The sequence below is a fragment of the Caulobacter sp. CCNWLW153 genome, from assembly GCF_036889365.1.
GTDB classification, from domain to species: domain Bacteria; phylum Pseudomonadota; class Alphaproteobacteria; order Caulobacterales; family Caulobacteraceae; genus Caulobacter; species Caulobacter radicis.
Genome location: NZ_JBAKFV010000023.1, coordinates 1 through 26,104, shown reverse-complemented (window position 1 = coordinate 26,104; position 26,104 = coordinate 1). Strand labels below are relative to the sequence as shown.

The window sequence follows — 26,104 nt, the reverse complement described above, 5'->3', positions numbered from 1 at the left end:
CTCGGTGAGGGGCGTCAGACCCTGGGAAACGCGTGAAGGGGCTTTTATGAACTTGATCCTGTTTGGCCCTCCCGGGGCGGGCAAGGGCACCCAGGCCAAGCGGCTGGTCGAGCAACGCGGCATGGTCCAGCTGTCGACCGGCGACATGCTGCGCGCGGCCATCGCCTCGGGCTCGGAGCTCGGGCAGAAGGTCAAGGGCGTGCTGGATCGCGGCGACCTGGTCACCGACGAGATCGTCATCGCTCTCATCGAGGAGCGCCTGCCCGAGGCCGAGGCCGCCGGCGGCGCCATCTTCGACGGCTTCCCGCGCACCGTGGCGCAGGCCGAGGCGCTGGACGTCATGCTGGCCAAGCGCGGCCAGAAGATCGACTCCGTCGTGCGACTCGAAGTAGACGAGCCGGCCTTGATCGAGCGGATCACCAAGCGATACGCGGAGCAGGGGCGGTCGGACGACAACCCCGAGACCTTCGTGAACCGTCTGGCCCGCTACAACGCCGACACCGCGCCGTTGCTCCCGTACTATCGCGAGCAGGGCAAGCTGGTGGAAGTGGACGGCATGGGGGCGGTGGAAGCCGTCGCCGCTTCGATCGACGCGACCCTGACGGTCGTGGCGTAAGTTTTAATGGAATCCGTCCTCATGACGGATTCCGCCATTGACGGATGCGCAACGATCCCTATAACGGGGCGCTTCCGCGAAAGGGCGCGATCTGTGCGCGTCGGTCTGGGTCTTCGGATCGGGCCGAGCGCGCCGTTCGCGTCTTTGGTGCGTGACTAGGAGAACATTAGACGTGGCCCGTATCGCAGGCGTCAACATCCCGACGAACAAGCGCGTTGTCATCGCGCTTCAGTACATTCACGGCATCGGCCCGAAGTCCGCTCGTGACATCGTCACGACGGTGGGCATCGAGGACGCCCGTCGCGTCAATCAATTGACCGACGCGGAAGTCCTTCAGATCCGTGAGACGATCGACCGTGATTTCACCGTGGAAGGCGACCTGCGTCGCGAAAACTCGATGAACATCAAGCGTCTGATGGACCTGGCCTGCTACCGCGGCCTGCGTCACCGCAAGGGCCTGCCGGTCCGCGGCCAACGCACCCACACGAACGCTCGTACCCGCAAGGGTCCGGCCAAGCCGATCGCCGGCAAGAAGAAGTAAGGTAGCCTGACCGATGGCCAAGGAACCGGGTCGCGTTAAAAAGCGCGAACGCAAGAACATCACCTCGGGCGTGGCGCACGTGAACGCCTCGTTCAACAACACCATGATCACCATCACGGACGCTCAGGGGAACACCATCTCCTGGTCGAGCGCCGGCATGATGGGCTTCAAGGGCTCGCGCAAGTCGACCCCGTACGCCGCTCAGATGGCCGCCGAAGACGCGGGCAAGAAGGCTGCGGAACACGGCGTGAAGACCCTGGAAGTCAACGTTTCGGGTCCGGGTTCGGGTCGTGAATCGGCTCTGCGCGCCCTGCAGGCCGTTGGCATGACCATCACGACGATCCGCGACGTCACGCCGATCCCGCACAACGGCTGCCGTCCGCCCAAGCGCCGTCGCGTCTAGTATTTTTTAGATCCAATTCTCCTTCGCCGGCTGCGTCAAACGCGGCCGGCGAGTCGCGTTCAAGGGACACCACGTGATCGAAAGAAACTGGAACGAGCTGATCCGTCCTGAGAAGCCGCAGATCGAAACCGGCGCCGACGCGACCCGCAAGGCTCGCATCGTCGCTGAACCGCTCGAGCGTGGTTTCGGTGTGACGCTCGGCAACGCCCTGCGTCGCGTTCTCCTCTCGTCGCTGCAAGGCGCCGCCGTCACCGCCATCCAGATCGATGGCGTGGTGCACGAATTCTCCTCGCTCGAGGGCGTTCGTGAAGACGTCGTCGACATCGTTCTGAATATCAAGCAACTCGCCGTGCGCATGCACGCCGAGGGCCCCAAGCGCATGACCCTGCGCGCCTCGGGCGCCGGTCCGGTCACCGCTGGCCAGATCGAAACCCCGGCCGACATCGAGATCCTGAACCCCGACCACGTGCTCTGCACGCTGGACGAGGGCGGTTCGGTGCGCATGGAATTCACGGTCAACACCGGCAAGGGCTACGTCCCGGCCGACCAGAACCGTCCGGAAGACGCGCCGATCGGCCTGATCGCCGTCGACGCCCTGTACTCGCCGGTCAAGCGCGTGGCCTACAAGGTCGAGCCGACCCGCGAAGGCCAGCGCCTGGACCGTGACAAGCTGACCCTGGAAGTCGAGACCAACGGCGCCGTCACTCCGGTGGACGCCGTGGCCTACGCCGCTCGCATCCTGCAAGACCAGCTGCAGATCTTCATCACCTTCGAAGAGCCCAAGGCCAAGGCCGCGGACGAAACGAAGCCCGAGCTGCCGTTCAACCCGGCCCTGCTCAAGAAGGTCGACGAGCTGGAACTGTCGGTCCGTTCGGCCAACTGCCTGAAGAACGACAACATCGTCTACATCGGCGACCTGATCCAGAAGACCGAAGCCGAGATGCTCCGCACCCCGAACTTCGGCCGCAAGTCGCTGAACGAGATCAAGGAAGTTCTCGCCGGCATGGGTCTGCACCTCGGCATGGACGTGCCGAACTGGCCGCCGGAAAACATCGAAGACCTGGCCAAGAAGTTCGACGACCAGATCTAAGACACTATCGCGCTGAATCCGGGCCGCCTTCCGTTCCTTTGGGACTGGAGGCGGCCTGGGCCTTTTGAAGCCGCCTAGCGGTGGAGGGCCCCGGCGCTTCGTTCTGACCCGGCCGGGATGCGAGCTGGGACTGGTGACAACAGGCGCTTCTTTCGCGCCGCTCGGGCCAAGAGCCCAGGAGATACAAAATGCGTCACGGTTACGCCCACCGCAAACTCGGCCGCACCTCGGCTCACCGTACCGCCATGTTCGCCAACATGTCGGCCTCGCTGATCAAGCACGAGCAGATCGTCACCACCCTGCCGAAGGCCAAGGAACTGCGCCCGATCGTCGAAAAGCTGGTCACCCTGGCCAAGCGCGGCGACCTGCACGCTCGTCGTCAGGCCATCAGCTCGGTCCGCGACGTGGAACAAGTCGGCAAGCTCTTCGCCGTGCTCGGCCCGCGCTACAAGGACCGTCAGGGCGGCTACATCCGCGTCCTGAAGGCCGGCTTCCGCTACGGCGACAACGCGCCGATGGCCGTGATCGAGTTCGTCGATCGCGACGTCTCGGAAAAGGGCAAGGACTCGGGTCCGGTCTACGCCAACGAAGCCGACGACTAATCTTCAGCCCAGGCTGAAACGAGAAGGCCCCGGAGCGATCCGGGGCCTTTTTGCTGTCTGGGGTACCGGGTGTTCAAAACCCTCTCCCTCTGGGAGAGGGAGCATGCGGTCACCGGCTGACGATGATCCCGTCGAACTCGGGCAAAGCCAGCTTCAGCTTCTCGCGCGCGAAGCCGCCGGCCGTCAGCGGACCGTGCACCGTTCCCGGACCGTCCTTTGCGGCTTCCACGAAGTAGAAACGCGGCGTCTCGTCGGGCAGGTCGCGTCGGGCGATGACGACGTAGCGCTCGTCGCCGCCGTACTGGTCGATGCGTGGCCCAAGTACGGTGTCGCAGGTCAGGGCGTCGCGCTCCCAGCACAGGCGCAGGGCCTCGCCGCGCGCGTCTGACGCCAGCCGATATCGTCCGGCGACGATCTCGTAGGTTCCCTGGAAATCGAGCCAGCCCACGCCGCCCGCGCCGCGCACGTAGCGGACGTCGCGCTCGACCCACTTGCCTTGCAGCCGCACCTTCTCGCGGCACAGGGCGACGTCGGGGATCGAGGTCATGCGGCAGGCGGCGGGCTTGCGCTCTGTGGGGGAGGGGGCGGGCGTCGGGGCCGGCAGCCTGCGCGCCTCGGCCAGCGCCGCCTCGCGGGCGATGGCGGCCTTCTCGATGGTCGCCTGCTGCCCGGGCGAGAGCGTGAAGTCCGGCTGGGCGGCGCAGGCGGCGCCGGCGATGGCCATGAAGGCCGCCGCCCACGAAAGCCGGGCGGCGGGGAAGGAAACCGATCTCGTCATTCCCGCGTCAGGTCCTGCCGCTGGAAGAGGGCCAGGGCCGCGGCCGTCAGGCCGGCCAGCCAGGCTGCGAGAAAGCCGAGGGCCAGGGCCCAGGGCGCCGGTTCGTCGACCACGCTGCGCTGTGTCAGGAGCACGGTCTTCAGGAGGTCGCCGGAAAAGGCCGGGATGGCCAGGGCCTTGAGGCTGGGCTCGTGCAGCTGGCTGGCGACGATCGACTGGACGGCGGCGAACACCAGCCCGACGATCAGCGCGCCCATGGTCGAGCGGGTGACGACGCCGACGACGGCCGACAGGGCCGCCAGCACCATCAGTTGCAGCCAGCTGATCGCGAAGGTCCCAAGCAGGTCGACGCCCGCCGAGCCGCGATAGGCCACCAGGGCCCCGCCGCTGGTGGCGGCGCTGAACAGCCCGCCCAGGGCCGCGGCCAGGGCGTAGAGCACGAGGCTGATCGCCACCGCCCCCGCCACCGTCGCCAGCTTGGCCAGCAGCAGATTCACGCGGCCGTTGCGCGGGGTAAGCAGCCGCCAGGTCTCCCAGCGGTAGTCGCCGGCCAGCACCGCGGTCGACAGGATCAGCACGAACAGCCCCACCACCGGCGAGGCCCCGTCGGCCAGCGCCTTGACCATGCGCCCGACCAGGTCGACCGGGATGGGCGGGGCGCCCTTCATCAGGCTGCGCGCGAAGAGCTCGCCGCCGATGTTGAGGGCCAGGCCCGCGATCGGGGCGAACAGCACCCCCCAGAACAGCGTGCCCCGATCCTTGAGCAGGCGGAAGCGTTCGGCCGAGATGGCGTCAGCGAGCATCGGCCGGCTCCTTGGCTTGCAGGATGTCGAGATAGGCGCTTTCCAGGTCGGCCTCGCGCCAGCGGGCTTCGTGGATGTCGACGCCGGCGCCCACCAGGGCGCGGATCAGGGCGGGGGCCTCGTGGCGCTCGATCTGGGCCAGCACGGCGTCGGGGCCGTCGGCCGCGCCCTGCTCGCCGAGAATCTCCAGCACCTGGGCCACGGGGCTGGCGACCAGGCGCAGAGCCGGCTTGCGACCGGCCAGGGTCTCGACCGGGCCCTCGGCCACCAGCCTGCCCTTGGCGAGGATCGCCACGCGGTCGCAGACGCGCCGCACCTCGTCCAGCTGGTGGCTGGCCAGGATGATGGTCGCGCCTTCCTCGGCGGCCAGGCGGCGGATCAGTTCGCGGATTTCCTGGATGCCGGCCGGGTCCATGCCGCTGGTCGGCTCGTCCAGGATGGCCAGGGTGGGGCGGGTGAAGAACACCGCCGCCAGGCCCAGCCGCTGCTTCATGCCCACCGAATAGGTCGAGGTCTTGCGGTCGGCCGCGCCGGACAGGCCCACCCGATCCAGCCAGCCGTCGATGTCGACGTCGCGGGCGCCGCTCTGCAGCGCCAGCATCTTCAGCGCGTCGCGGGCGGTCAGGTAGGGCGGATAGCGCGGCGTCTCGATCATCGCGCCCACCTGGCGCAACGACGAGGCGTGGCCGGCGGGCGAGCCCGACAGTCGCGCCACGCCCGAGGTCGGCCGCACCAGGCCCATGGCGATGCGGAAGAGGGTGCTCTTGCCCGCGCCATTGGGACCCAGCACGCCGAACACGCCGCCGGCGGGGATCTTCAGGGTCAGGTCGTCCAGCGCCCGCACGGCGCCGTAGGTCTTGGTCAGCCCTTCGGCCTCGAGCGCGAAACTCATGCGGCGCGGGCCTGGCTCGGCGACATCGGACGACTCCCTTATGAACTTGCCGCGACTATGGGCGATGGAACGCAGGTCGGCCAAGTTGTTTGGCGACTGCAATACGAATTGTCGCCGAGCTGTCCTATAGGGGCGGGAGACTTTGCTTCAGGGCCCGGCCATGACCGTTCTTTCCCGCTTCGCCGCATTCCTGGCGATCGCCGTCCTTTCCGGCTGCGCAACCGCGCCGCGCCCCGTGGCCGAAGGCCCGCCGGCCCGGGCCTCTGCTGCCAAGGCGCCGCTGACCATCCTGGTCTCGATCGACGGCTTCCGCGCCGACTACCTGGATCGCGGCGACACCCCGACCATGAAGGCCCTGGCCGACGACGGCGTGCGCGCGGCCATGCGCCCGTCGTTCCCGTCGCTGACCTTCCCCAACCACTACACCCTGGTCACCGGCAAGCGCCCCGACCACAACGGCATCGTCGGCAACACGATGGAGGATCCAGAGATCCCCGGCGTGACCTTCACCCTGAGCAACCGCGACGCTGTGACCGACAGCCGCTGGTGGGAGATGGCCAAGCCGATCTGGGTCAGCGCCGAACAGCAGGGCGTCAGGACCGGCACCATGTTCTGGCCGGGCTCGGAAGCCCAGATCGACGGCGTGCGCCCGACCAAGTGGGCCGTGTTCGACCAGAAGAAGCCGTCCAACGACCGCGTCGACACCCTGCTGTCGTGGATCGACGAGACCAAGGACGTCCCCCTGGGCCTGGCCACGCTCTATTTCGACGTCGTCGACAGCGCCGGCCACCGCTACGGCCCGGACTCGACCGAGGTGCGCAAGGCCGCCGCCGACGTCGACGCCGCCATCGCCCGCCTGGTGGAGGGGCTGAAGGCGCGGGGCCTCTATGAGACCAGCAACATCGTCATCGTCGCCGACCACGGCATGGCCCCGCTGCCGGGCAAGCAGCGCGTGGTGCTTGACGAGGCGGTCGACCTCTCCAAGCTGCGCTACGTCGGCCTCGGCGCCATCGCCGGCATCTATCCCAACAAGGGCGAGGAGGCCGCCGTTGTCGCCGCCCTGACCAAGCCGCAGGCGCACATGACCTGCTGGGAAAAGGCCAGGATCCCGGCCCGCCTGCACTATGGCAGCAACCGTCGCATCGCCCCGATCGTCTGCTCGGCCCAGACCGGCTGGTACATCACCACCGCCGAGTCGCAGGCCAAGCGCACCAGCCCCGAGCGTGACGGCGGCGCCCACGGCTTCGACAACGCCGATCCCCTGATGCAGGCGGTGTTCGTCGCCCGCGGCCCGTCCTTCAAGTCTGGCAAGACCCTGCCGGTGTTCGACAATGTCGACGTCTACCCGCTGCTGGCCAAGGTCACGGGCGTGCGTCCCGAGAAGGTCGACGGCCAGCTGGCCCCGGTGGCCGGCGCGCTGCGCTGACAGAAGCAGTCCGGCCGGCCTTCGCGGCCGGCCGGACCTTTTCCTTCAGGCCTTGGTCAGGGATGGTTCGGCGAGCAGGGCGCGCTCGTCGAGCCTGGAGATCACGGCGCTGCTGCGCTTCTGGCTTTCGGCCAGGGACGCCCGCACCTCGCGCAGGCCCCGCGTGGCCAGCACCTCCACGTCGCGCAGCCAACCCTTCAGGTCGTCCTTGCCCTCCTGCGCGGCCGCCGCCAGCACGGCCGCGCCCACGACCACGTCGGCGAAGATCTTGGGATCGACCTCCAGCCGCGCGTCCAGCACCTCGGCGCGCTGCTTGACGCGCTGGCCCGGGTTCCAGGGATAGACCTGCTCCTGCAGCACCTCCCACAGCGGCCGTAGCGGCTGGATCCTGTCGAGCACGATCGGCAGGAACTGCAAGGTGAAGCAGCCGCCCCTGACGCTGGCGAAGTAGTGGTCGGCCAGGCCCGCCAGCTTGAGGTGCCAGCGCACCCGCAGCTCGGGCAGGATCTTGCGGTCCAGCCTGGGCAGGAACTCGATCATCTGCGGCTTGCGGGCCATGGTCCGGAAGGCCTCGTAGATCACCAGGATCTGGCGGTCGTGCGGGACCAGCCAATAGACGAGGTTGCGGAAGTAGGCCTTGATCGGCTCGTAGTCGTCCGTCTGTCCCGGCAGCAGCGTGGCGAGGAAGCCCTGCCGCTTGCGGGCCTCGGGCGAGCCGCTGTCGCCGATCAGGTTGACGTTGAAGAAGTGGTGCCAGGTGGAATCCACGGCCACGCGGCCCAGGCGCCGGCCCGCCCGTTCGACCAGATGGCCGTCATAGGCGCCGATCACGCCGAACAGCTTGGTCTCGGCGGTCGGCTCCTTGTCGGGATCGTGGGTCATGTGCCCGCCGATCACCTTGCCCTGGGCGACCACCACCGGCGCGATGCGCTGGGTGGCGCCGATGCCGACCGGATACTCTTCCTCGCTGTAGTCGGGCGTGGGGCCGGGCACGGGGATGCTGATGGTCTGGGACAGGCTGGCCGGGACCTCGCACTGGCCCTCGTGCGCGTGATCGGGCAGGCGCCGGACCACCCCGCCGGGCGCGCACAGCAGCGGATGCGGATAGTTGCGGCGGAAGTAGCGCCCGGAGACCGAACTGAACCAGCGAGGATAGATCTCCTGGCCGCGGTTGTCGGACTGGTCGTCGAACTCGTAGTTCGCATCGGCGTCGTCGGGGCCCTCACGAAGGGTGTCGTGGCGCAGTTCGAGATCGGGCTCGCCGATCGTGCCGACCGGGGCGACCGGTTCGCCCAGCGGGCCGGCGCTGGGCCAGTGCCAGCGGCGCATCGAGCGCACGCGCGGGATCTGGCGGCACAGGCTGGCGCCGAGGTCTTCGTGGTCGCCGGTGGCGAACACCCCGCCGCCGCGATCCATGAACCTGGCGATCGCCGCCACCTCAGCGGCGCTGGCGTTGGCCGCCCCGTCGCGGGTGATCGGGAACATGAAGATCTCGTCGTACTGGTTGAGATCGTGGGTCGAGAAGTCGAAGTCGACCAGGTCGGCCCCCGTGCCGGGAACATTGTCCCGATGGGCCTTGGTGATCTGGATGTTGAAGCCGTCCCAGCTGGTGGTCTCCAGCACATGGACGAACTCGCCGAGGTGGAACTGCTCGGCGCCGTTGGCGGGCAGGGTGCGGCGGTATCCGCCGCTGTAGGAGTCGGTGACGATGAGGATCTTGACCGTAGGCATGCGCGTGCTCTCCGTCTTTCAGGGCAAAACGCTGAAGCAGACTGGGTCACAGGGCGCTCGCGCCGACCGACGTCGCGGCCGGGCCCCCTCCAGGCGCGGGGCGCGGCGCACATAGGCCGCGCTTGCGTGCAAACTCACAAGTCGAAATTTCCAGCCGTAACAACCTTGTGTTGCTTTCGTCGTGATTGTTGCAATTAGTTTCGATTTGGGTGAAATATTGTCGGTATCTGAAAATGGGAGGTTCGCATGACCCGCCTGACTTCGGCGCTCTGCTACAAGGATCCCAAGGCCGCCCTGAAATGGCTGGAGGCGGCGTTCGGCTTCGAACTCGTGCTGCTGATCGAGGACGGCGACGGCAATCTCGCCCACTCGCAGATGACGTTGGGCGAGGCCAACGTGATGGTCGGCAACGAGTGGAGCGCCGACCACGCCAGCCCGGCCTCGCTGGGCGGCAAGAACACCCAGACCGTGCATATCCACATCGAGGACGACGTCGACGCCCACTGCGAGCGCGCCCGCGCGGCGGGGGCGGAGATCCTGATGGAGCCGGCCACCCAGTTCTACGGCGACCGCACCTATCGCTGCCGCGACCTCGAGGGCCACATCTGGACGGTCGGCCAGACGGTGAAGGCCGTCACCCGCGAGGAGGCCGAGGCGGCCACCGGCCTGAAGATCCAGGGCTGGGCGTGAGCCCGGAAGACTTTCGCCGGCTGGCGCTGGCCCTCCCGGGCGTGGTCGAGGGCGCGCACATGGGCACGACGGATTTTCGCGTCGGGCGCATCTTCGCCACGCTGGGCTATCCCGACGCGGGGTTCGGCATGGTCCAGCTGACCCGCGACCTGCAGGAGATGCTGGTCGCCTCCGAGCCGGCCGTCTTCGTTCCGGTCAAGGGCGGCTGGGGCCTGAAGGGGGCGACCAATGTCGTGCTCGACGCCGTCGACGAGATCACGCTGAAGAGCGCTCTCGAACAGGCCTGGCGGCTGAAGGCCGGCAAGCGGCTGCTCGCCCAACTGGACGCCCGCGCATGAGCCTGGATCGCACCCTGGCGGCCCTGGCCGAGCCGCATCGTCGGCGCACGGTCGAGCTGCTGGCTGACGGTCCGCGCCGGGCCGGCGATCTGGCCGAGGCGCTGGGCCTGTCGCCGCCGGCCATGAGCCGCCACCTGCGGGCCCTGCGCGAGGCGCGGCTGGTCGAGGAGAGCCATCCGCCGTTCGACGCCCGGGTGCGGGTCTACGCCCTGCGACCCGAGCCGATGGCCGAGCTTAAGGCCTGGGCCGCCGCCGCCGAGGCGCTGTGGAGCGACCAACTGCTGGCGCTGAAGGCCCATGTCGAGGCAGACGAGACATGAGCGCCCGCATCCTCGTGGCCTTGCGCATGAAGGCCGCGCCGGAGCGGGTGTTCGACGCCTTCGTCGGCGAGATCGGCGCCTGGTGGCGGCCCAACCCCTTGTTCTCGTTCACGCCGCGCTCGCCGGGCGTGCTGGTCTTCGAGGGGCAAGGGGAGGGCGCGCGCCTGGTCGAGCGCCTGGCCTCGGGCAAGACGTTCGAGATCGGCCGCGTGCGGGTCTGGACGCGCGGCCAGCGGTTGGTGTTCGGCTGGCGGCAGGCCGCGTTCGCGCCCGGCATGGACACCGAGGTCGAGGTCACCTTCGAGGCCGTTGGCGCGGAGACGCGGGTGACAGTCCAGCATCGCGGCTGGGAAACCGTTCCCGCCGAGCACGTGGCGCGGCACGGCTTCCCCGACCAGGTCTTCCTGCTACGCCACGGCCAGTGGTGGACTGGGCTGCTGGAGGGACTGAGAGCTCATCTAACTCCTCCCCCGTAAAACGGGGGAGGGGGACCGCCCCCGGGTCGCGCGAAGCGCGCGCCCGAGGACAGGCTCCGCGGTGGAGGGGGCGGCGGCGCGCACGGCGCTCCGTCCCTCGCCCCCTCCGTCCCTCGCCCCCTCCGTCCCTCGCCCCCTCCGTCCCTCGCCCCCTCCGTCACGCTGCGTATCCGCAGCGCGCCACCTCCCCCGTTTGCATGGGGGAGGAGTGGCCGAGCCCTCTTGTCGAATATCCGGCAGGCGGTCAAACATCCCGCCCCCGGGAGGCTCCATGTCCGAACCTATCGCTCATCCGGCCCGTAAGGCGGCGCTGGGCTTCATCTTCGTCACGGCCCTGATGGACGTGCTGTCGCTGGGCCTGATGATCCCGGTCCTGCCCAGCCTGGTGAAGGAGATGGCCGGCGGCCAAACCGATGCGGCCGCCCAGTGGACGGCCGCGTTCGGCATGGTCTGGGGGACGATGCAGTTCTTCTGCTCGCCGATCCTGGGCATGATGTCCGACCGCTTCGGGCGGCGGCCGGTGATCCTGATCTCGATCTTCGGCCTCGGGATCGACTATATCTTCATGGCCCTGGCTCCGACCCTGTGGTGGCTGTTCGTCGGCCGCATCATCCATGGGGCCACCGCCGCCAGCTTCTCGGCGGCGGGCGCCTACATCGCCGACGTCACGCCCGAGAAGGGCCGGGCCAAGGCCTTCGGCCTGATCGGCGCTGCCTGGAGCGTCGGCTTCATCGCCGGCCCGGCGCTGGGCGGCCTGCTGGGCAAGATCGACCTGCACCTGCCGTTCTGGGTGGCGGCCGCGATGGCGCTGCTGAACTGGCTCTACGGCCTGCTGGTGCTGCCCGAATCCCTGCCGCCGGAAAAGCGCATCGCCCGCTTCGACTGGAGCAAGGCCAACCCCGTCGGCTCGCTGAAGCTGCTGGGCTCGCATCCCGACCTGCCGCGCCTGGGCGTGGTCAGCTTCCTGATGCAGCTGGCCCACAACGCCTATCCCAGCGTCTTCGTGCTCTACACCGGCTATCGCTACGGCTGGGACACCGCCCAGATCGGCCTCCTGATGATGCTGTCGGGCATACTGGGCGTGATCGTCCAGGCCCTGCTGATCGGGCCGATCGTCGACCGGCTGAAGGAGCGCGGGGCGGTGATCGTCGGCCTCGTCTGCTTCGTCGTCTCGTTCGCGGTCTTCGCCTTCGCGCCCAACGGCTGGATCTTCGCCTCGGGCCTCGCCGTCAGCGCCTTCGCCGCCCTGATCCAGCCCGGCCTGATGGGCATGATGACCAAGCGCGTCGGTCCCAGCGAACAGGGCCAGTTGCAAGGCGCCAACTCGGCGATCATGGGGCTGACGGCGATCATCGGTCCGGCGCTCTACGGCCTGTCGCTGGCCTTCGCCGTGCGCCACGAGCAGACCCTGCACCTGCCGGGCCTGCCGCTGGTCATCGCCGGGCTCCTGGCCCTGGGCGGCCTGATGGTGATCCTGAACACCCGCAGGGCCCGTCCGCTGGCGGTCGGGGAACCGGGCCTCGATCCCGCGCGCTGAACGCCTTGATTGCGCCCGAAAACTTCGCTGTTTAAGGGGCGAGAGCGCGTGCCTGGCTCTCGCAGACCGGGCGCGCCGCAAGATCTGACGGAGCCATCGACTTGTCCAAGCCCGCCCTTCGCGTACTGCTTCCGACCCTGGCCCTCTTGGCCGCCTGCTCGGATCCGGCTTCGCGCAGCCAGGCCCAGTCCATCCCGGAACTCGCCCAGCCCACCCGCAAGGCGCCTACCGATCCGGGCTCGATGAAGGCCTCCTTCGCCCCGGTGGTGAAGAAGACGGCCCCGGCCATCGTCAACGTCGCCAGCCGCCGGGTGGTGCAGCGCCAGCAGTCGCGCGACCCGTTCTGGGACTTCTTCATGGGCGGGGCCGGCGGCACGCCGCGGGCCCAGGTGCAGGGCTCGCTCGGCTCGGGCGCCATCGTCCGCGCCGACGGGGTGATCATCACCAATCACCACAACATCGAGAACATGAGCGACATCACCGTGCAGCTCGCCGACCGGCGCGAGTTCCCGGCCACGGTGCTGCTCGACGACCCGCGCTCGGACCTCGCGGTGCTCAAGATCGACACCAAGGGCGAACGCCTGCCGACCATCGCCATCGATGACCAGGAACAGCTGGAGGTCGGCGACCTGGTGCTGGCCATGGGCAATCCGTTCGGCGTCGGCCAGACGGTGACCAACGGCATCGTCTCGGCCCTGGCCCGCACCGACGTCGGCGCGGCCGAGTTCGGCAGTTACATCCAGACCGACGCGGCCATCAACCCGGGCAATTCCGGCGGCCCGCTTGTCGACATGGACGGCGATCTGATCGGGGTGAACACCTTCATCATCTCGCGCTCGGGCTCTTCCAGCGGCGTCGGCTTCGCCATTCCGGCGGCCGTGGTGCGCCAGGTGGTTTCGACCGCGCTCGGCGGCGCCCACAGCGTCGTGCGGCCGTGGCTGGGCGTGCGCGGCCAACCGGTCACCGGTGATCTCGCCAAGAGCCTGGGCATGACCACCCCGCGCGGCGTGCTGGTCTCCGACATCTATCCGGGCGCCTCGGCCGACAAGGGCGGCATCAAGGAAGGCGACGTCATCCTGTCGATCGACGGCCAGGCGGTGAACGACGAGGGCGGCGGCGCCTTCGCCATCGGCACCCACAAGATCGGCGACCGCGTGCCGGTGCAGATCCGCCGCGGCGACCGCGAGCAAACCCTGACCATCCGCGCCGAGGCCGCGCCGGAAGTCCCGGCCAAGGACGAGCGCACGATCAGCGGCCGCAATCCCTTCGACGGCGCGACGGTGATGAACCTGTCGCCCGCCGCCGCCCAGGACATCGGCGCCGACGTCTTCGCCGGCAAGGGCGTGCTGGTCACCAAGGTCGGACAGGGCTTCGCCTTGAACGCCGGCCTGCGCCCGGGCGACTTCGTGCGCGAGGTCAACGGCAAGGCCATCAACACCACCGCCGATCTCGCCGCCGCCACGCGTGGCGACGCGGCGACCTGGAACGTCGTCATCGAGCGCAATGGCCAGCGCATCGCGGCCCGTTTCCGGACCTGACGCCTTCGACCCTCTCCCTTCGGGGAGAGGGTTTCCGCTGACCGCGGAACCTCCTAAATCTCCACCCATGTCCGATCTCTTCCAAGCCGCCGGCCTGACGCCCCACGCGCCCGCGCCGCTGGCCGACCGCCTGCGTCCGCAAAGTCTCGACGAGGTCGTCGGCCAGGAGCACCTGCTCGGCCCCGACGGCCCGATCGGCCGGATGGCGGCGGCCCATCGCCTGGCCTCGATGATCCTCTGGGGGCCGCCGGGCACGGGCAAGACCACCATCGCCCGCCTGCTGGCCAAGGCCGGCGGCTACGAGTTCATGCAGATCTCGGCGGTGTTCTCCGGCGTCGCCGACCTGAAGAAGGCCTTCGAGCAGGCCCGCATGCGCCGCCAGTCGGGGCAGTCGACGCTGCTGTTCGTCGACGAGATCCACCGCTTCAACCGCGCCCAGCAGGACGGTTTCCTGCCGTTCGTGGAGGAGGGGATCGTCACTCTCGTCGGCGCGACGACCGAGAACCCCTCGTTCGAACTCAACGGCGCTCTCCTGTCGCGCTGCCAGGTGTTCGTGCTCAAGCGCCTGGACGAGATCTCGCTGGAGGCCCTGCTGGCCAAGGCCGAGGCGGCCGAGAACCGCAAGCTGCCGGTCGACGCCGAGGCCCGTCAGGTGCTGATCGCCATGGCCGACGGCGACGGCCGCTATCTCCTGACCCTGACTGAGACCCTGCTGTCGATCGGCACGGACACGCCGCTCAATCCGACCCAGCTCGGCCAGCTGCTGCAGAAGCGCCGCCCGGCCTACGACAAGGACCGGGAAGAGCACTACAACCTCATCTCGGCGCTGCATAAGTCGGTGCGCGGCTCCGATCCGGACGCGGCCCTCTACTGGCTGGCGCGGATGCTGGAGGGCGGCGAGGATCCGTTGTTCATCGCCCGCCGCCTGGTGCGCATGGCCAGCGAAGATATCGGCGCGGCCGACCCGCTTTCCCTGCTGCTGACCACGGCCGCCAAGGACGCCTACGACTTCCTGGGCAGCCCGGAAGGCGAGCTGGCCCTGGCCCAGGCCGTGGTGCACATGGCCAGCGCGCCCAAGTCCAACGCCGTCTACACCGCCTACAAGGCCGCCCGGCGCGCCGCCAAGGAGACCGGCAGCCTCACGCCGCCGGCCCATATCCTCAACGCGCCCACCAAGCTGATGAAGACCCTCGGCTATGGCGACGGCTACGCCTACGACCACGATGTCGAGGGTGGCGTCTCGGGCCAGAACTACTTTCCGGACGGCATGGCCCGTCCGAAATTCTACGAACCCAAGCCGATCGGCGCCGAAGCCAAGGTCAAGGAACGCCTCGACCACTGGAGCCAACTGCGCCGGGGCGGTAAGTGACGGCGATGTCCAAGCCGCCCCGCCGTCCGCCCGCCGCTCCCAAGCCCAAGGCCTCCGACACCCCGATCCAGCTGACGCCCGACGAGATCGCCTTCACGCGCTCGCTGGTGATCCACGAGGACGACAGCGTCTTCGTGCTGAACAAGCCCGCCGGCCTGTCCAGCCAGGGCGGCCGGATCAAGGCCCATACGCTGGACGACCTGCTCTGGGCGCTGGCCCGGCGCGACCGGCCGCGTCCGCGCCTGATCCATCGCCTGGACCGCGACACCTCGGGCGTGATCCTCACCGCCCGCACCAAGCCGGCGGCGACCTTCCTGGGCAAGGCCCTGATGGGCAAGCGCTTCCGCAAGACCTACCTGGCCATCGTCGCGCCCGGCGCGCCCGAACCGCGCGGCGGCCAGATCGATGCGCCCCTGCGCCGCGAGTCGATCGGCCGCGAGGCCTACATGCGCGTCTGCGAGGACGACCATCCCGACGCCGAGACCGCCCGCAGCCGCTATCGCACGCTGGCCGCCAACGGCCAGGCGGCGCTGGTCGAGCTGTCGCCCGACACCGGCCGCATGCACCAGCTGCGCGTCCACATGGCCTCGATCGGTCGGCCGATCGCGGGCGACAGCCGCTACGGCGGGACGCTGATGCTGGCCGGCGCGCCCGTGCCGCGCCTGATGCTGCACGCCGCCCGGCTGGTGTTCCCGCACCCCGAAGGCGGCGAGCGGCGCATCGAGGCCCCGCTGCCCGACGACTTCAAGGCCGTGCTGGAAAAGCTGGACTTGGCGCCGCCGGAACGCTGAACTTGGCCGGGCCGTTTGAGAGGCAAGGGAGAAACGCCATGAAGACTCCGCTCGCTCTTGTCGCCTGCGCTCTCATCCTCGGAGCCTGCGCCACCGCCCAGCCCACGATCTATCGCCCGCAGGCCAGCGCCTCGGACGTCGGCTTCGCCCAGTACAAGATGGAGGACGGCCGTTACCGTGTGACCTTCCGCGGCGGCCCCGGCGCGCCGGTGGGGCAGGTCACCGACTATGCCCTGCTGCGGGCGGCCGAACTGGCCCTGGCCGACGGCTATGCCTGGTTCCGCGTCGCCGACCGCGTCACTCAGTCGACGGGGGGAGGGGGCGGCCCCACCTTCTCGGTCGGCGGCGGCTCGGGCAGCTACGGCCGCCGCTCGTCGGTGGGGCTGGGCGTCGGCACGAGCTTCAACCTCGGCCCGAAGCCCGCGCTCAGCACCACGCTGGAGGTCGTGTTCGGCAAGGGGCCGCGCCCCCCGGGCGAGGCCTATGACGCCCAGAGCGTGGTCAACACCATCGGCAAGGGCATGGGGCGGATCTGAGGACGATCCGCGTAGAGGCAGATCAGGCCGCGTTGCGCGCCGCGTAGGGGTGCGTCGCCCGCAGCGAGGCGTGGGTCAGGCCGGCGGTCTCGGCGGCGGCGAAGTAGCCTTCCGCCGGAAGCCCTTGCAGGCTGACCATCGGCGCCAGGCCCCTGGCCTCGCGGCCGAAGGCCATGATGTCCATGGCGATCTTCTCGGCTGGGCCGCCCAGGTCGCAGGCGTCCAGCGTCAGGCCGGCCAGGCGCGCGTCGCGCAGGTGCTTGAAGGCTTCCTTGTCGGGCGGCACGCGGGCGATGACGCCGCGGGTCAGGGCCTTCAGCAGGCCGACCACTTCCAGCAGGCGCCCCGCGGGTGTGCCGCGGGTGACGTCCACCAGCTCGATCATCACCCCGCCGCGCAGCAGGGCGAGCGACAGGCCCGAGGTGCCGGTCAGCAGGTCGCGGCCGCGCTGGGTGCCCAGGGTGCGGAACGAGGCCGGCAGCACCAGTTCGGGTTTTTCGTTGCCTTGCGCGGCCTTGGCGAAGGCCGCGCCGTAGCGCAGCGTCGCCTCGTCGATGAAGGCGATGTCCTTGTCGGCCAGCTTGGTGATCGCGCGGCCGCTGATCGAGCGGCCGGTGCCCAGGTGGGTGACGATCGGCTCGACGCGGATAGCGGTGGTGATGTTGCGGCGCAGGCCGATCACGTGCTCCAGCGCGAAGTCGACGCGCAGGGCCGCGCCGCCGCTGGTGGTGAAGGCCACCGGGGTGCGGCGCATCTCGTCGCTGACGTCGATGTCGGTGCGGAACGGCGAGCGTTCGGAGTCCCGGCGGGCGCGGGCGGCCAGCACCACGGAGGGATCGATCGGGCGGCAGACGACGCCGCCGGCCTCGATGCCGATCACCGAGCGCACGCCGATGTCGCGCAGCTCGGCCGCGCCCAGCAGGTGGGTCAGCACATCCTCGAGGATGCGGATGCTGGCGGCCTGGGCCGACAGGCCCTGGTCGTTGTGCGTGGCGATCAGGAAATCGTCCTCGCTGACCCGGCCGCGCAGGTCGGCGCGGTCCAGGTGCTCGTTCAGCTTGCGCTCGACATAGGTCCAGACGTCGGTGCGCTTCTGGTCCCACCAGTCGCCGGCCCAGCGGCGGATGGCCTTGATGCTGATCACGTTGACCGCGCCGCGGCCGACCAGGTCCGAGCCGGCCAGGCGGTTCAGCATCGCCGGCGGCAGGGCCAGGCGTTCGGTCGTGTCGTCCTTGGGAGGCAGGGAGGCGGGCATCTGACCGTGGGATTCGCGAGTGGAGCCCCTAGGTTGCGCCCGCCGCCGTTAACCCGGGGTGCAGGAAGAGGGTTGAGGCCATCTTTACCTTGTCGCAAAGCCTTGCCCCATAAGGGCCTTTTTGGTTTCGGGGCGTTAATCCTCGACGAGGTCCTTCATCGCGAAACTGACCGGCACGACGCAGCCCTTGGCGCCCTCGGCCGACGGCGCCGGACGCGCTCGGCGCAGCATGGCGGCCGCCGCGGCGCCGAAGGCGTCGACCGGCTGGGCGGCCAGGACCTGGACGGCGTCGATCCGGCCCTCGGGCGAAACGTCGAAGCGCAGGCTGGCCCAACCCTCCACGCGTTCGCGGGCCAGCGCGGGCGGATAGGCGCCCTGGGTCGAGATGTTCAGGGCTTCGCGGGCGACGCCGCACGCTTCGCCCTTGGCGGGAGCCGCGGCCTTGACCGGGCGGGCGGGCAGGGCGTCGGGTGACGGCGCGCGCCGGGCCGACGAGCGCATGGGCGCTCCCGAGGGCCTGGGGCGGGCCGCATAGGTGACATAGCAGCCGTTCACCGGCCGTCCTGGATGGAAGCGGGAGCCGGCTGCCGATGCGCCGGCCAGGTCCGCGAGCATCGGATCGCCGCCCTGGGCGACGACGCGGACGTTGCGCACCTCGCCCTCGGCGTCGATGTCGTACAATAGGCCGGCCCAGGGCGCGACGAAGTCGCGGTCGTCGAACGAGCGCAGGTCGGGATAGCTGATCTGGGCGGGCAGGCGCTGGGGAGCCTTGCCGCAGTCGCCGCGCGCCGAGATCTCGCGTAGGGCCGCCGACGGGGCGTCGCGGCGGCGCCTGGCGACGATCTCCAGCAGCGTCGCCGTCGAAGCCTGAGGCAGCGGCGTATAGCTGCGCGACACCTCGACCCGGCAGTCGGCGACCGGCGGGCCGGCCATGAACCGCCAGCGCGCGAACGCGGCGACCATGTCCTGCGAGGTCATGCTGTCCGCCGCCGGCCTGATGTCGACGGGAGCCCCGTTGGCGTCGATGGCGAAGGTCAGGGCGGCAGTCGGGCGATCATCGCGCGTCGGAGCCCCGGGCGGCGAGCCCCTGGGCGCCAGGCCCACATTGACCTCCGGCGGGAACTGCGCGCCGTGCACCGCCCCGACGTTGCGGGTCGCGCAACGCGCCACGGTTGGCGAGGGGCCGTAGGTGACAACCCGGGTGACGAGCTCGCGTCGCGCTTCGCTGATCGGCGGAATGGAGAGGGGCGGGGGAAGGGGCGGATCGAACGCCAGCGCCGGAACGGCGCCGAGCGCCAGGAGCAAGGGCGCCAGGGGCATGACGAGCATGAGACGCATACTCTATCTCCGCGAGTGTTGCGCGCCGACCTATGCAGCCGGTATGGCCAAGGTCAAGGCGGCCTTGGCGTTCTCACCTTGGCGATCATGGCCGCTCGGCGCATAAGGGGGCCATGACCAAGGTGCTTCTCGTCGCCGTGGGCGGCGCCGCCGGCTCCGTCGCCCGCTATCTCGTGGGCGTGGCCGCGCTGCGCTGGATCGGACCGGGCTGGCCCTGGGGAACCATGACCGTCAACATCGTCGGCGGCTTCCTGATGGGACTGCTGACCGGCTGGCTGGCGCTCAAGGCGGCCGGACAGCAGGAAACGCTCCGCGTGTTCCTGGGCGTCGGGATCCTCGGCGGTTTCACCACCTTCTCCGCCTTCTCGCTGGACACCGCTCTGATGATCGAGCGGCGCGCCTACGGGCAGGCCTTTTCCTACACCGCCGCCAGCGCGATCATCGCGCTCGCGGCCCTTTTCGCGGGCCTTTATCTCGCCCGCAGGATGTTCGCCGCATGAAGGAAGTCCGCACCCTCTACGTCGACGGCGGGGAGGACGGCGTTCGTCTGGACCGCTGGTTCAAGCGTCGTTGGCCGCACCTGAACCACATCCAGCTCAACAAGCTGTTCCGCTCGGGCCAGGTCCGGGTCGACGGCTCGCGCGCCAAGGCCGACACCAAGCTGGCGGCCGGAAGCCAGATCCGCGTCCCCCCGCTGCCCGACGCGCCCGATCCCTCCGAGAAGGGCAAGCTGTCGGCGCGCGACATCGCCTACGCTCGCTCGCTGGTGCTCTATGAGGACGAGGACGTCCTGGCCCTGAACAAGCCGGCCGGTCTGGCCGTGCAGGGCGGCACCAAGACCACCCACCACATCGACAAGCTGCTCAGCGCCTGGGGCGAGGGCGTCGATCGCCCGCGTCTGGTCCACCGCCTCGACCGCGACACCTCCGGCGTGCTGCTGCTGGGCAAGACGCCCAGCGCCGCCGCGCGCCTGTCGGGCGCCTTCGCCAAGCGCAAGGCGCAGAAGACCTACTGGGCGATCGTCGCGGGCAACCCGCACCCGCTGGAAGGCGTCATCGAGCTGCACCTGGCCAAGCGCGGCCTCAACGACCGCGAGATCGTGGTGCCCGCCGACCCCAAGGACAAGGACGCCTCGCCGGCCGAGACCGAGTTCGTCACCATCAGCCGCGCCGGTCCGCGCGTCACCTGGATGGCCCTGCGCCCCCACACTGGCCGCACGCACCAGCTGCGCGCCCACATGAAGGCCATCGGCCACCCGATCCTGGGCGACCCGAAGTACGGCGACGAGAAGTCGGCCCAGCTGTCGGAAGGGCTGAAGCTGCAACTGCACGCCCGCTCGATCCTGCTGCCGCACCCCAGCGCGGGCATGCTGCATGTCGAGGCGCCGCTCAGCGCCGAGATGAAGGCCGGCTTCGCCAAGTTCGGCTTCACCGAGGACGAGGCCGACCAGGATCCGTTCGCCCGCCGCCAGACCAAGCGGCGATGAACCAAGGCCTGGTCCAGCAAGCCTGGGACCTGCTCGGGCGAGGCCAGGCCGAGCAGGCGGTCGCCCTGACCGCGGCCGGCGCGGCGCGGCCGACGGCCATGCCGGGCCTGCTGATCGTCCACGCAGCGGCGCTGAAGGGCGTGGGCCGTCACGCCGAGGCCCTGCCGTTCAACGAGCGCGCCGTCCGGGGCGCGCCTCAGGACCGCCTGGCCTGGTACAATCTGGCCGCCACCAACGGCGATCTCGGCCGTCAGGCCGAGGCCGAGGCGGCGGTCCGCAAGGCCATGTCGCTGGGCCTGGAGGCGCCGGAGGCCAGGCTGGTGCTGGCCCGCGCCGTGCAGTTCCAGCATCGCTACGACGAGGCCGAGGCGATCTTCCAGGATGCGATCGCCCGCCGTCCCAACTTCGTAGACGCCCACCGGGATCTGGCCCAGCTGCGCTGGATGCGCACCGCCGATCTCGACCACGCCCTCTCGCCGCTGAAGGCGACCCTGGCGCGGCAGTCCGATCCGCGCCTGCTGCACGTGCAGGCCCTGGTCGAGGAGTTCGCCGGCCGCTTGCCACAGGCGTTGGACACGCTGCGGCTTGGCCTGCGCCGACACCCGAACGACCTGCACCTGCTGGTCACCGCCGCCCACGCCGCCGCCGAACTGGGCGAGACGGCGGAAGGCCTCGCCCACGCCCAGGCCGCCGCCCGCCTGGCGCCGGGCGCGGCGCCGGTGCTCAAGAGCCTGGCCGAGGCCCTGCTGGCCGCCGGCGACGCGACCGCCGCCGCGTCGGTCGCGGGTTCCGTGCTACAGGCCTTTCCGTACGACCAGCACGCCCTGTCGCTGCAGGCCCTGGCCTGGCGGATTCTCGGCGATCCCCGCTACGGCGCGCTCTACGACTACGACGCCTTCGTGCGGCCCTATACGCTGCCGACGCCGGAGGGCTGGAGCGATCTGACGAGCTTCCTGGCCGACCTGCGCAGGCGCCTGGGAGAGCTGCACGACCTGGAAACCCACCCGCTTCAGCAGTCGCTGCGCGGCGGCGCCCAGGTGCAGTCGCTGCACACCTCGCGAGAGCCGATCTTCCAGGCCTTCTTCGCCAGCGCCCGCGCCACCGTCGAGCGCTACGCCGCCGAGATCGGCGAGGGGAGCGATCCCCTGCGCATCCGCCGCACCGGCAAGGCGGTGGTGCAGGGCGGCTGGTCGGTCAGCCTGAAGCCCAACGGCTTTCACACCGACCACGTCCATCCGCAGGGCTGGGTGTCGTCGGCCTTCTACATCGACCTGCCGCCGGGCGTGGACGATCCCGACAAGCGCGAAGGCTGGATCAAGTTCGGCCAGCCCGGCTGCGCCACGTCGCCGAAACTGGCGGCCGAGCATGCCGTGAAGCCCGCGCCTGGCACGCTGGTGCTGTTCCCGTCCTACATGTGGCACGGCACCGTGCCCTTCACCGGCGACACGCGCCGCCTGACCATGGCCTTCGACGCCGTTCCGGGGTGAGGGAAAATCCCGGAACTCTTCTTCCGTAAAATCCCCGCTTTCGCGGGGATTTTACGGGTGTTGGTTCGGGGGAAGCTCCTCAAACCAGGCCCGTCACGGCCTTCGCCCCCGCGCTGTCGGCGAACACCTTCTTCTCCACGTCAGCCCGATCCACGCCCAGGTGGTCGATCAGCACGCCCTTGAACAGGCCGCGCATGTCCAGCGTAGGCGCCACGTCGCGGTTCTCGAACAGGGCCGGCTCGGCCAGGGTCGGCCAGTCGCCGATGATGCCGCCGCGCTTCAGCGCGCCGCCCAGCACCAGGGCGGTCGAGCCGGTGCCGTGGTCGGTGCCGCCGGTGCCGTTGGCGCGGGCGGTGCGGCCGAACTCGGTGACGGCCACCACCACCGTGTTCTTCCATTCCGGCCCCAGGCCTTCGTGCAGGCCGTCCAGCACCGCGTCCAGATAGGTCAGCCGCGTGGCGATCTGGCCGACCTGGCCGGCGTGGGTGTCGAAGCCGTCCAGCGACAGGGCGGCGATCTGCGGGCCGTCGGCCTGGCGCATGAAGCCGGCCAGGGTCGAGCCCAGCTTGCGGGCGGCGTCGCGGCCCTGGCGGTTGTCGGCGGGGCGGCCGCCCGGGCGGTTCATGGCCGGCGTCGACGCCATCATCATGCCGCTCTGCGCCGCCGGCGCGGGGGGCGGGGCCAGGGCCGTCATCGCCGCCTGGGCCATAGCCTCGGTCTCCAGCCCGCGCGCGAAGGCCGGGCCCAGCAGCGGGTCGCCCTTGTAGAGGTCCTGCAGCAGGGTGGGCAGGCGCGCGGCCTCGTCGACGCCCTTGCCCGGCGACCAACTGGCGGCCTGCACCTTGCCGCGCAGGATCAGCGGGGCGGTGGTCCCCACCGACAGGGCCTCAGTCTTGCCGGGCCCCATCACTTCCAACGTTCGGTTCAGCCAGCCGCTGTCGGCGCCGTAGACCTTGGCCTCGCCGGTCTCAAGCACGTCCTGGGCCTCGAAGTGCGAGCGGGCGCGGTCGGGCGTGGCGATGGCCGGGGCGATCCGGGCCTGCCCCTGCCTGGCCAGGGCGTGGACGCTGGTCAGCGACGGGTGCAGGGCGAAGGTGTCGTCCAGCTTCAGCGCCTCCTCGGGCTTGATCGCGATGGCGCCCCGCAGGGCGGCATAGCCGGGATCGCCGATCGGCGGGGCCACCGACAGGCCGTCCATGCCGCCGCGGCAGACCACCACGACCAGCTTCTTGGCGCCGTCGGCGGCGTGGGCCTGGCGGCCGACGAAGCTGACGGCCACGCCCAGGCTGGCGGCGGCGGCCAGGAACGAGCGGCGGGAGGGCGAGGGGGAGCGATCGGTCATCGGCGTTGGAACTCCGGACTCATCACCAGCAGGGCGAAGGCTTCGCGGCGGGTTTCGGCGCGGGCGACGGCGCGGGCCGTGGGCTCGGAGAGCCGCGCGCCCAGCGCCGAGCGGGCCAGGGCGTCGGGATCGCGGGTGTCGGCCACGGCGGCGGCGAACCCCTGCGCCCACTGCATGCGCTTGACCAGGCCGTCGGGCGAGGCCCAGGCGCCCGCCTCGTCGGGCCAGCCCTTGGGCGCGGGCGGATAGAACGGCTTTTGGCCCAGGCTGGTCAGGATGGGGTTCAGCCGCTCGAAGGACGCCGGCCGGCCGCCGATCGCGCGCCAGGTCGAGATCACGAACTCGTACGGCGTCTTGATCTTGGCCGGGGTCGGGTCCCAGGCCTCGGGCGCGGCGATCAGGGCCTTGGCCACCTCGTCAAGCTGGCCGCCGGTCTCGATCCAGCGCGTCTCCAGCCGTTTGACCAGGGCCGGCGGCGGATCGTCGGCGACGAAGTGACGGGCGATCTTGCCGCAGACATGGCGGGCCGTGCGCGGATCGGCCGCCAGGGCCTTCAGCACCGCGACGCCCTGGTCCTCGCCGCCTTGCGCATAGGCCTTGCCGAGGATCGAGCGAGCGCCCGGCTCGTGGGTGTTGGCGCGGAACACGAAGGCGCCGATGTCGGGATCCTGGGCGCGGCCGATGCTGAAGCCGGTCAGGGCGCGCGCGAACTCGGTGACGTCGGCCTGGCTGTAGCCGGCGTCGACGCCGACCGTGTGCAGCTCCAGGATCTCGCGCGCCAGGTTCTCGTTCAGTCCGGTGCGCCGGCCCTTGCGCGTCTGGTAGCGGGCGGCCGGGCTGCCGGGGCCCACCGACTGGGCCTGGTCCAGATAGGTCAGCATGGCCGCGTGGGTGCTGGTCGCCAGCAGCATGTCCTCGAAGCGGCCGAAGGCGTGCGGGCGGATGGCCTCGCGCTCGAACGGGCCGATGACGATCGAGGCCGCCTGCTTGGTCTGGGACACCGTGAAGTGGTTGGCGAAGAACAGCGCCCAGCGCTCGCGGAAGGCCGCCTCGGTGTCGGCCGCCAGCTGGGCGCGGGCCAGGAAATCGCTGGTGGTCTTCTGGCGGATGTAGCGCTGGACCTCCTTCTGGGCGTCGGACTTGGCGTTGGCCCCGGGCGCGTCGACCAGCGGGATCGGCTTCATGTCGTTCCCGGCGACCATCCGCGTTTCCTGGCGGGCCGCGCGGCGCTCCTGCCGAAGATCGGCGAAGGCGGCGTAGCGCACGGGCGCGCTCTCGCCGTCGTCCTTGGGAATGTCCGCGCCCTCGCGGCGGACCTGGTCTTCCAGGAAGCCGCGCGGATCGCCCCGCGCCGCCTCGATCTCGCCGGGCCGCGCGCCCAGGCCGAAGCGGGTGGCGGCGATGGCGGCCATCATGTCCTTGGACGGCAGGCTCAAGCCGGGCTCTCCCTTGCGATATGGCGTCCGATCGACCATTCAACGCACGTGGCGCGCAAGTCCGTCGCCAGCTTCCCGTGAAAATGAGCCGTTCCCGTGTCCGACAAGCCTGACCTGATCGAAAAGCCGCGCCGCTTCTACAAGGCCGCGGCCGCCGGCGACGCCAAGGACGGCCTCTATCCGGTGCTGTTGGACGGCCGCACGCCCAAGTCGCCGCAGAAGAAGCCGCTGGCCCTGCCGACCCTGGCGCTGGCCCAGGTCGTCGCCGACGAATGGGAGGCCCAGGAGAAGGTCATCGACTCCACGGCCATGCCCGCCACGCGCCTGGCCTTCACCGCCATCGACCGCATCGCCGAGACGCGCGCCGAGGTCGCCCGCGAGGTCGCCGCCTACGCCGGTTCGGACCTGCTCTGCTATCGCGCCGACGGCCCCACGCCGCTGGTCGAGCGCCAGGACCGCGAATGGGGCGCGATGCTGGATTGGGCCAAGGCCGAGCACGGGGTGGCGCTGGCGCCGGTCACCGGCATCATCCACGCGCCGCAGCCGCCGGCCGCGCTGGCGACGGTGGAAGCCCTGGCCCTGACGCTCGACGACTTCAGCCTGGCCGGCGTGGCCTACGCCGCCGGCCTGTTCGGCTCCACGGTCCTGGCCCTGGCCCTGCGCGCTGGCCGCATCACCGGCCAGAAGGCGCTGGACCTGTCGCGCCTGGACGAGATCTACCAGGCCGAGCAGTGGGGCGACGACCACGAGGCCGTCACCCGCGCCGCCAACCTGGCGATCGAGGCGGCCGTGCTGGAGCGGTGGTTCGCCGCCCTTCGTCGCTGAGAACGGGCTGGTGAGGAGCGGCCTCGTCTACGTTCTGGCCGCGATCTGCGAGATCGGCGGCTGCTTCGCCTTCTGGGCGTGGCTGCGGCTGGGACGCTCGGCGCTCTGGACCATCCCCGGCGTCCTGGCCCTGGTCGCCTTCGCCTGGCTTCTGACCCGGGTGGAAGCCGCCGCCGCCGGCCGGGCCTTCGCGGCCTATGGCGGCATCTACATCGTCTCGTCCATCGTCTGGATGCGGACGGTCGAGCAGGTCCGGCCCGACCGCTGGGACCTGATCGGCATGGCCGTGTGCCTGGCGGGCGCGGCGATCATCCTGTTTGGCCCGCGCGCCGCCTGACGGCTTCGCCTTGCCAGCCCCGCCGGGGCTCTTTACGCCTTTGGTTCCAGTCCCTGCGTGGAGCCGAAGACCTTGCAACACATCCTGGAAGAGCTGGAGCGTCGTCGGGAGCAGGCGCGGG

At 70.2% G+C, this 26,104-nt stretch carries 28 protein-coding genes and 1 pseudogene; 21 read left to right on the top strand and 8 right to left on the bottom strand.

All coding sequences use genetic code 11. The features are described 5' to 3' along the window. Positions 1-46 precede the first annotated feature (46 nt). The 5 genes from V6S85_RS24955 to rplQ all read left to right on the top strand — a co-directional run bounded on the left by V6S85_RS24955 (position 47) and on the right by rplQ (position 3,252). Positions 47-616: an adenylate kinase gene (locus tag V6S85_RS24955; protein WP_101719246.1), complete on the top strand. Its 570-nt coding sequence runs from the start codon at positions 47-49 to the stop codon at positions 614-616. 172 nt (positions 617-788) lie between these two features. Further along, positions 789-1,157: a 30S ribosomal protein S13 gene (gene rpsM / locus V6S85_RS24950; RefSeq protein ID WP_058348452.1), complete on the top strand. Its 369-nt coding sequence runs from the start codon at positions 789-791 to the stop codon at positions 1,155-1,157. A gap of 13 nt (positions 1,158-1,170) precedes the next feature. After that, positions 1,171-1,560, top strand: a complete 390-nt coding sequence (gene rpsK, locus V6S85_RS24945) for a 30S ribosomal protein S11 (protein WP_058348453.1) — start codon at positions 1,171-1,173, stop codon at positions 1,558-1,560. A gap of 73 nt (positions 1,561-1,633) precedes the next feature. After that, entirely contained in the window at positions 1,634-2,650 is a 1,017-nt protein-coding gene (locus V6S85_RS24940) for a DNA-directed RNA polymerase subunit alpha (RefSeq protein ID WP_101719247.1), read from the top strand. 188 nt (positions 2,651-2,838) lie between these two features. Then, entirely contained in the window at positions 2,839-3,252 is a 414-nt protein-coding gene (gene rplQ, locus V6S85_RS24935; protein ID WP_334350622.1) for a 50S ribosomal protein L17, read from the top strand. Between the two features lie 109 nt (positions 3,253-3,361). On the opposite strand, the gene V6S85_RS24930 is transcribed toward rplQ, so the two are convergent. The 3 genes from V6S85_RS24930 to V6S85_RS24920 are packed head-to-tail and all read right to left on the bottom strand — an operon-like array spanning position 3,362 to position 5,725. Then, entirely contained in the window at positions 3,362-4,030 is a 669-nt protein-coding gene (locus tag V6S85_RS24930; protein WP_334350621.1) for a hypothetical protein, read from the bottom strand. Next, entirely contained in the window at positions 4,027-4,833 is an 807-nt protein-coding gene (locus tag V6S85_RS24925) for an ABC transporter permease (RefSeq protein ID WP_334350620.1), read from the bottom strand. Before V6S85_RS24925 ends, V6S85_RS24930 begins: the two co-directional genes overlap by 4 nt. Then, complete coding sequence (locus V6S85_RS24920; RefSeq protein WP_334350619.1) at positions 4,823-5,725, bottom strand: ABC transporter ATP-binding protein; 903 nt, start codon at positions 5,723-5,725, stop codon at positions 4,823-4,825. Before V6S85_RS24920 ends, V6S85_RS24925 begins: the two co-directional genes overlap by 11 nt. Before the next feature lie 160 nt (positions 5,726-5,885). Between V6S85_RS24920 and V6S85_RS24915 the strand changes: the two genes are divergently transcribed. Beyond that, positions 5,886-7,151: an ectonucleotide pyrophosphatase/phosphodiesterase gene (locus V6S85_RS24915; protein WP_334350618.1), complete on the top strand. Its 1,266-nt coding sequence runs from the start codon at positions 5,886-5,888 to the stop codon at positions 7,149-7,151. A gap of 45 nt (positions 7,152-7,196) precedes the next feature. Here V6S85_RS24915 and V6S85_RS24910 read toward each other — a convergent pair whose 3' ends face one another. Beyond that, entirely contained in the window at positions 7,197-8,882 is a 1,686-nt protein-coding gene (locus tag V6S85_RS24910; protein WP_116565450.1) for a hypothetical protein, read from the bottom strand. A 246-nt stretch (positions 8,883-9,128) separates the two neighbouring features. Here V6S85_RS24910 and V6S85_RS24905 point away from each other — a divergent pair, with 246 nt between their 5' ends. The 10 genes and pseudogenes from V6S85_RS24905 to V6S85_RS24865 all read left to right on the top strand — a co-directional run bounded on the left by V6S85_RS24905 (position 9,129) and on the right by V6S85_RS24865 (position 16,477). After that, the gene (locus tag V6S85_RS24905; RefSeq protein ID WP_116565448.1) at positions 9,129-9,572 is read left to right on the top strand and encodes a VOC family protein; all 444 of its coding nucleotides are present in this window, start codon (positions 9,129-9,131) and stop codon (positions 9,570-9,572) included. Next, entirely contained in the window at positions 9,569-9,910 is a 342-nt protein-coding gene (locus V6S85_RS24900; protein WP_116565446.1) for an MmcQ/YjbR family DNA-binding protein, read from the top strand. The genes V6S85_RS24905 and V6S85_RS24900 overlap by 4 nt, the downstream gene beginning before the upstream one ends. Continuing rightward, positions 9,907-10,230, top strand: a complete 324-nt coding sequence (locus V6S85_RS24895) for an ArsR/SmtB family transcription factor (RefSeq protein ID WP_334350617.1) — start codon at positions 9,907-9,909, stop codon at positions 10,228-10,230. Before V6S85_RS24900 ends, V6S85_RS24895 begins: the two co-directional genes overlap by 4 nt. After that, complete coding sequence (locus V6S85_RS24890; protein ID WP_334350616.1) at positions 10,227-10,706, top strand: SRPBCC domain-containing protein; 480 nt, start codon at positions 10,227-10,229, stop codon at positions 10,704-10,706. The genes V6S85_RS24895 and V6S85_RS24890 overlap by 4 nt, the downstream gene beginning before the upstream one ends. Further along, positions 10,693-10,900: pseudogene (locus V6S85_RS26705) on the top strand (hypothetical protein); the annotation flags it as partial. The gene V6S85_RS24890 and the pseudogene V6S85_RS26705, both read left to right, overlap by 14 nt. A 77-nt stretch (positions 10,901-10,977) precedes the next feature. Then, positions 10,978-12,243 (top strand): TCR/Tet family MFS transporter, encoded by a 1,266-nt coding sequence (locus V6S85_RS24885; RefSeq protein WP_116565442.1) that lies wholly within the window; start codon positions 10,978-10,980, stop codon positions 12,241-12,243. Positions 12,244-12,344: 101 nt separating this feature from the next. Then, on the top strand, positions 12,345-13,781 hold the full coding sequence (locus tag V6S85_RS24880) for a Do family serine endopeptidase (protein ID WP_334350615.1): 1,437 nt from the start codon (positions 12,345-12,347) through the stop codon (positions 13,779-13,781). Between the two features lie 67 nt (positions 13,782-13,848). After that, complete coding sequence (locus V6S85_RS24875) at positions 13,849-15,150, top strand: replication-associated recombination protein A (protein ID WP_116565438.1); 1,302 nt, start codon at positions 13,849-13,851, stop codon at positions 15,148-15,150. A 5-nt stretch (positions 15,151-15,155) separates the two neighbouring features. Beyond that, complete coding sequence (locus V6S85_RS24870; RefSeq protein WP_116565436.1) at positions 15,156-15,941, top strand: RluA family pseudouridine synthase; 786 nt, start codon at positions 15,156-15,158, stop codon at positions 15,939-15,941. A gap of 38 nt (positions 15,942-15,979) precedes the next feature. Next, the gene (locus V6S85_RS24865) at positions 15,980-16,477 is read left to right on the top strand and encodes a CC0125/CC1285 family lipoprotein (protein ID WP_334350614.1); all 498 of its coding nucleotides are present in this window, start codon (positions 15,980-15,982) and stop codon (positions 16,475-16,477) included. A 22-nt stretch (positions 16,478-16,499) separates the two neighbouring features. On the opposite strand, the gene V6S85_RS24860 is transcribed toward V6S85_RS24865, so the two are convergent. Next, positions 16,500-17,732, bottom strand: coding sequence for a hypothetical protein (locus V6S85_RS24860; RefSeq protein WP_116565431.1), 1,233 nt, complete (start codon positions 17,730-17,732; stop codon positions 16,500-16,502). A 135-nt stretch (positions 17,733-17,867) separates the two neighbouring features. Next, positions 17,868-19,070 (bottom strand): TonB family protein, encoded by a 1,203-nt coding sequence (locus V6S85_RS24855; RefSeq protein ID WP_334350613.1) that lies wholly within the window; start codon positions 19,068-19,070, stop codon positions 17,868-17,870. 113 nt (positions 19,071-19,183) lie between these two features. On the opposite strand from V6S85_RS24855, the gene crcB reads away from it, so the two are divergent. The 3 genes from crcB to V6S85_RS24840 are packed head-to-tail and all read left to right on the top strand — an operon-like array spanning position 19,184 to position 22,043. Further along, on the top strand, positions 19,184-19,570 hold the full coding sequence (gene crcB, locus V6S85_RS24850; protein ID WP_334350612.1) for a fluoride efflux transporter CrcB: 387 nt from the start codon (positions 19,184-19,186) through the stop codon (positions 19,568-19,570). Further along, positions 19,567-20,556: an RluA family pseudouridine synthase gene (locus V6S85_RS24845; RefSeq protein WP_116489675.1), complete on the top strand. Its 990-nt coding sequence runs from the start codon at positions 19,567-19,569 to the stop codon at positions 20,554-20,556. Before crcB ends, V6S85_RS24845 begins: the two co-directional genes overlap by 4 nt. Then, positions 20,553-22,043 (top strand): putative 2OG-Fe(II) oxygenase, encoded by a 1,491-nt coding sequence (locus tag V6S85_RS24840; protein ID WP_334350611.1) that lies wholly within the window; start codon positions 20,553-20,555, stop codon positions 22,041-22,043. The genes V6S85_RS24845 and V6S85_RS24840 overlap by 4 nt, the downstream gene beginning before the upstream one ends. A 79-nt stretch (positions 22,044-22,122) precedes the next feature. Here the strand turns inward: V6S85_RS24840 and V6S85_RS24835 are convergent, their stop codons facing one another. Both V6S85_RS24835 and V6S85_RS24830 read right to left on the bottom strand, forming a co-directional pair. Further along, positions 22,123-23,385 carry a DUF1501 domain-containing protein gene (locus tag V6S85_RS24835; RefSeq protein WP_334350610.1) on the bottom strand — a complete coding sequence of 421 codons (1,263 nt, stop codon included), beginning with the start codon at positions 23,383-23,385 and terminating at the stop codon, positions 22,123-22,125. Further along, positions 23,382-24,821, bottom strand: coding sequence for a DUF1800 domain-containing protein (locus V6S85_RS24830; protein ID WP_334350609.1), 1,440 nt, complete (start codon positions 24,819-24,821; stop codon positions 23,382-23,384). The genes V6S85_RS24835 and V6S85_RS24830 overlap by 4 nt, the downstream gene beginning before the upstream one ends. Positions 24,822-24,917: 96 nt before the next feature. Between V6S85_RS24830 and V6S85_RS24825 the strand changes: the two genes are divergently transcribed. Further along, positions 24,918-25,646, top strand: coding sequence for an ATP12 family chaperone protein (locus V6S85_RS24825; protein WP_334350608.1), 729 nt, complete (start codon positions 24,918-24,920; stop codon positions 25,644-25,646). A gap of 10 nt (positions 25,647-25,656) precedes the next feature. Continuing rightward, the gene (locus tag V6S85_RS24820; RefSeq protein WP_116565418.1) at positions 25,657-25,983 is read left to right on the top strand and encodes a YnfA family protein; all 327 of its coding nucleotides are present in this window, start codon (positions 25,657-25,659) and stop codon (positions 25,981-25,983) included. Positions 25,984-26,104 lie beyond the last annotated feature (121 nt).

Excerpts from the sequence above, each read along its gene's own strand:
- V6S85_RS24955 (WP_101719246.1), top strand. The coding sequence starts at position 47 with ATGAACTTGATCCTGTTTGGCCCTCCCGGGGCGGGCAAGGGCACCCAG.
- rpsK (WP_058348453.1), top strand. The coding sequence starts at position 1,171 with ATGGCCAAGGAACCGGGTCGCGTTAAAAAGCGCGAACGCAAGAACATC.
- rplQ (WP_334350622.1), top strand. The coding sequence starts at position 2,839 with ATGCGTCACGGTTACGCCCACCGCAAACTCGGCCGCACCTCGGCTCAC.
- V6S85_RS24930 (WP_334350621.1), bottom strand. The coding sequence starts at position 4,030 with ATGACGAGATCGGTTTCCTTCCCCGCCGCCCGGCTTTCGTGGGCGGCG.
- V6S85_RS24925 (WP_334350620.1), bottom strand. The coding sequence starts at position 4,833 with ATGCTCGCTGACGCCATCTCGGCCGAACGCTTCCGCCTGCTCAAGGAT.
- V6S85_RS24920 (WP_334350619.1), bottom strand. The coding sequence starts at position 5,725 with ATGAGTTTCGCGCTCGAGGCCGAAGGGCTGACCAAGACCTACGGCGCC.
- V6S85_RS24915 (WP_334350618.1), top strand. The coding sequence starts at position 5,886 with ATGACCGTTCTTTCCCGCTTCGCCGCATTCCTGGCGATCGCCGTCCTT.
- V6S85_RS24910 (WP_116565450.1), bottom strand. The coding sequence starts at position 8,882 with ATGCCTACGGTCAAGATCCTCATCGTCACCGACTCCTACAGCGGCGGA.
- V6S85_RS24905 (WP_116565448.1), top strand. The coding sequence starts at position 9,129 with ATGACCCGCCTGACTTCGGCGCTCTGCTACAAGGATCCCAAGGCCGCC.
- V6S85_RS24895 (WP_334350617.1), top strand. The coding sequence starts at position 9,907 with ATGAGCCTGGATCGCACCCTGGCGGCCCTGGCCGAGCCGCATCGTCGG.
- V6S85_RS24890 (WP_334350616.1), top strand. The coding sequence starts at position 10,227 with ATGAGCGCCCGCATCCTCGTGGCCTTGCGCATGAAGGCCGCGCCGGAG.
- V6S85_RS24885 (WP_116565442.1), top strand. The coding sequence starts at position 10,978 with ATGTCCGAACCTATCGCTCATCCGGCCCGTAAGGCGGCGCTGGGCTTC.
- V6S85_RS24875 (WP_116565438.1), top strand. The coding sequence starts at position 13,849 with ATGTCCGATCTCTTCCAAGCCGCCGGCCTGACGCCCCACGCGCCCGCG.
- V6S85_RS24870 (WP_116565436.1), top strand. The coding sequence starts at position 15,156 with ATGTCCAAGCCGCCCCGCCGTCCGCCCGCCGCTCCCAAGCCCAAGGCC.
- V6S85_RS24865 (WP_334350614.1), top strand. The coding sequence starts at position 15,980 with ATGAAGACTCCGCTCGCTCTTGTCGCCTGCGCTCTCATCCTCGGAGCC.
- V6S85_RS24860 (WP_116565431.1), bottom strand. The coding sequence starts at position 17,732 with ATGCCCGCCTCCCTGCCTCCCAAGGACGACACGACCGAACGCCTGGCC.
- V6S85_RS24855 (WP_334350613.1), bottom strand. The coding sequence starts at position 19,070 with ATGCGTCTCATGCTCGTCATGCCCCTGGCGCCCTTGCTCCTGGCGCTC.
- crcB (WP_334350612.1), top strand. The coding sequence starts at position 19,184 with ATGACCAAGGTGCTTCTCGTCGCCGTGGGCGGCGCCGCCGGCTCCGTC.
- V6S85_RS24845 (WP_116489675.1), top strand. The coding sequence starts at position 19,567 with ATGAAGGAAGTCCGCACCCTCTACGTCGACGGCGGGGAGGACGGCGTT.
- V6S85_RS24840 (WP_334350611.1), top strand. The coding sequence starts at position 20,553 with ATGAACCAAGGCCTGGTCCAGCAAGCCTGGGACCTGCTCGGGCGAGGC.
- V6S85_RS24835 (WP_334350610.1), bottom strand. The coding sequence starts at position 23,385 with ATGACCGATCGCTCCCCCTCGCCCTCCCGCCGCTCGTTCCTGGCCGCC.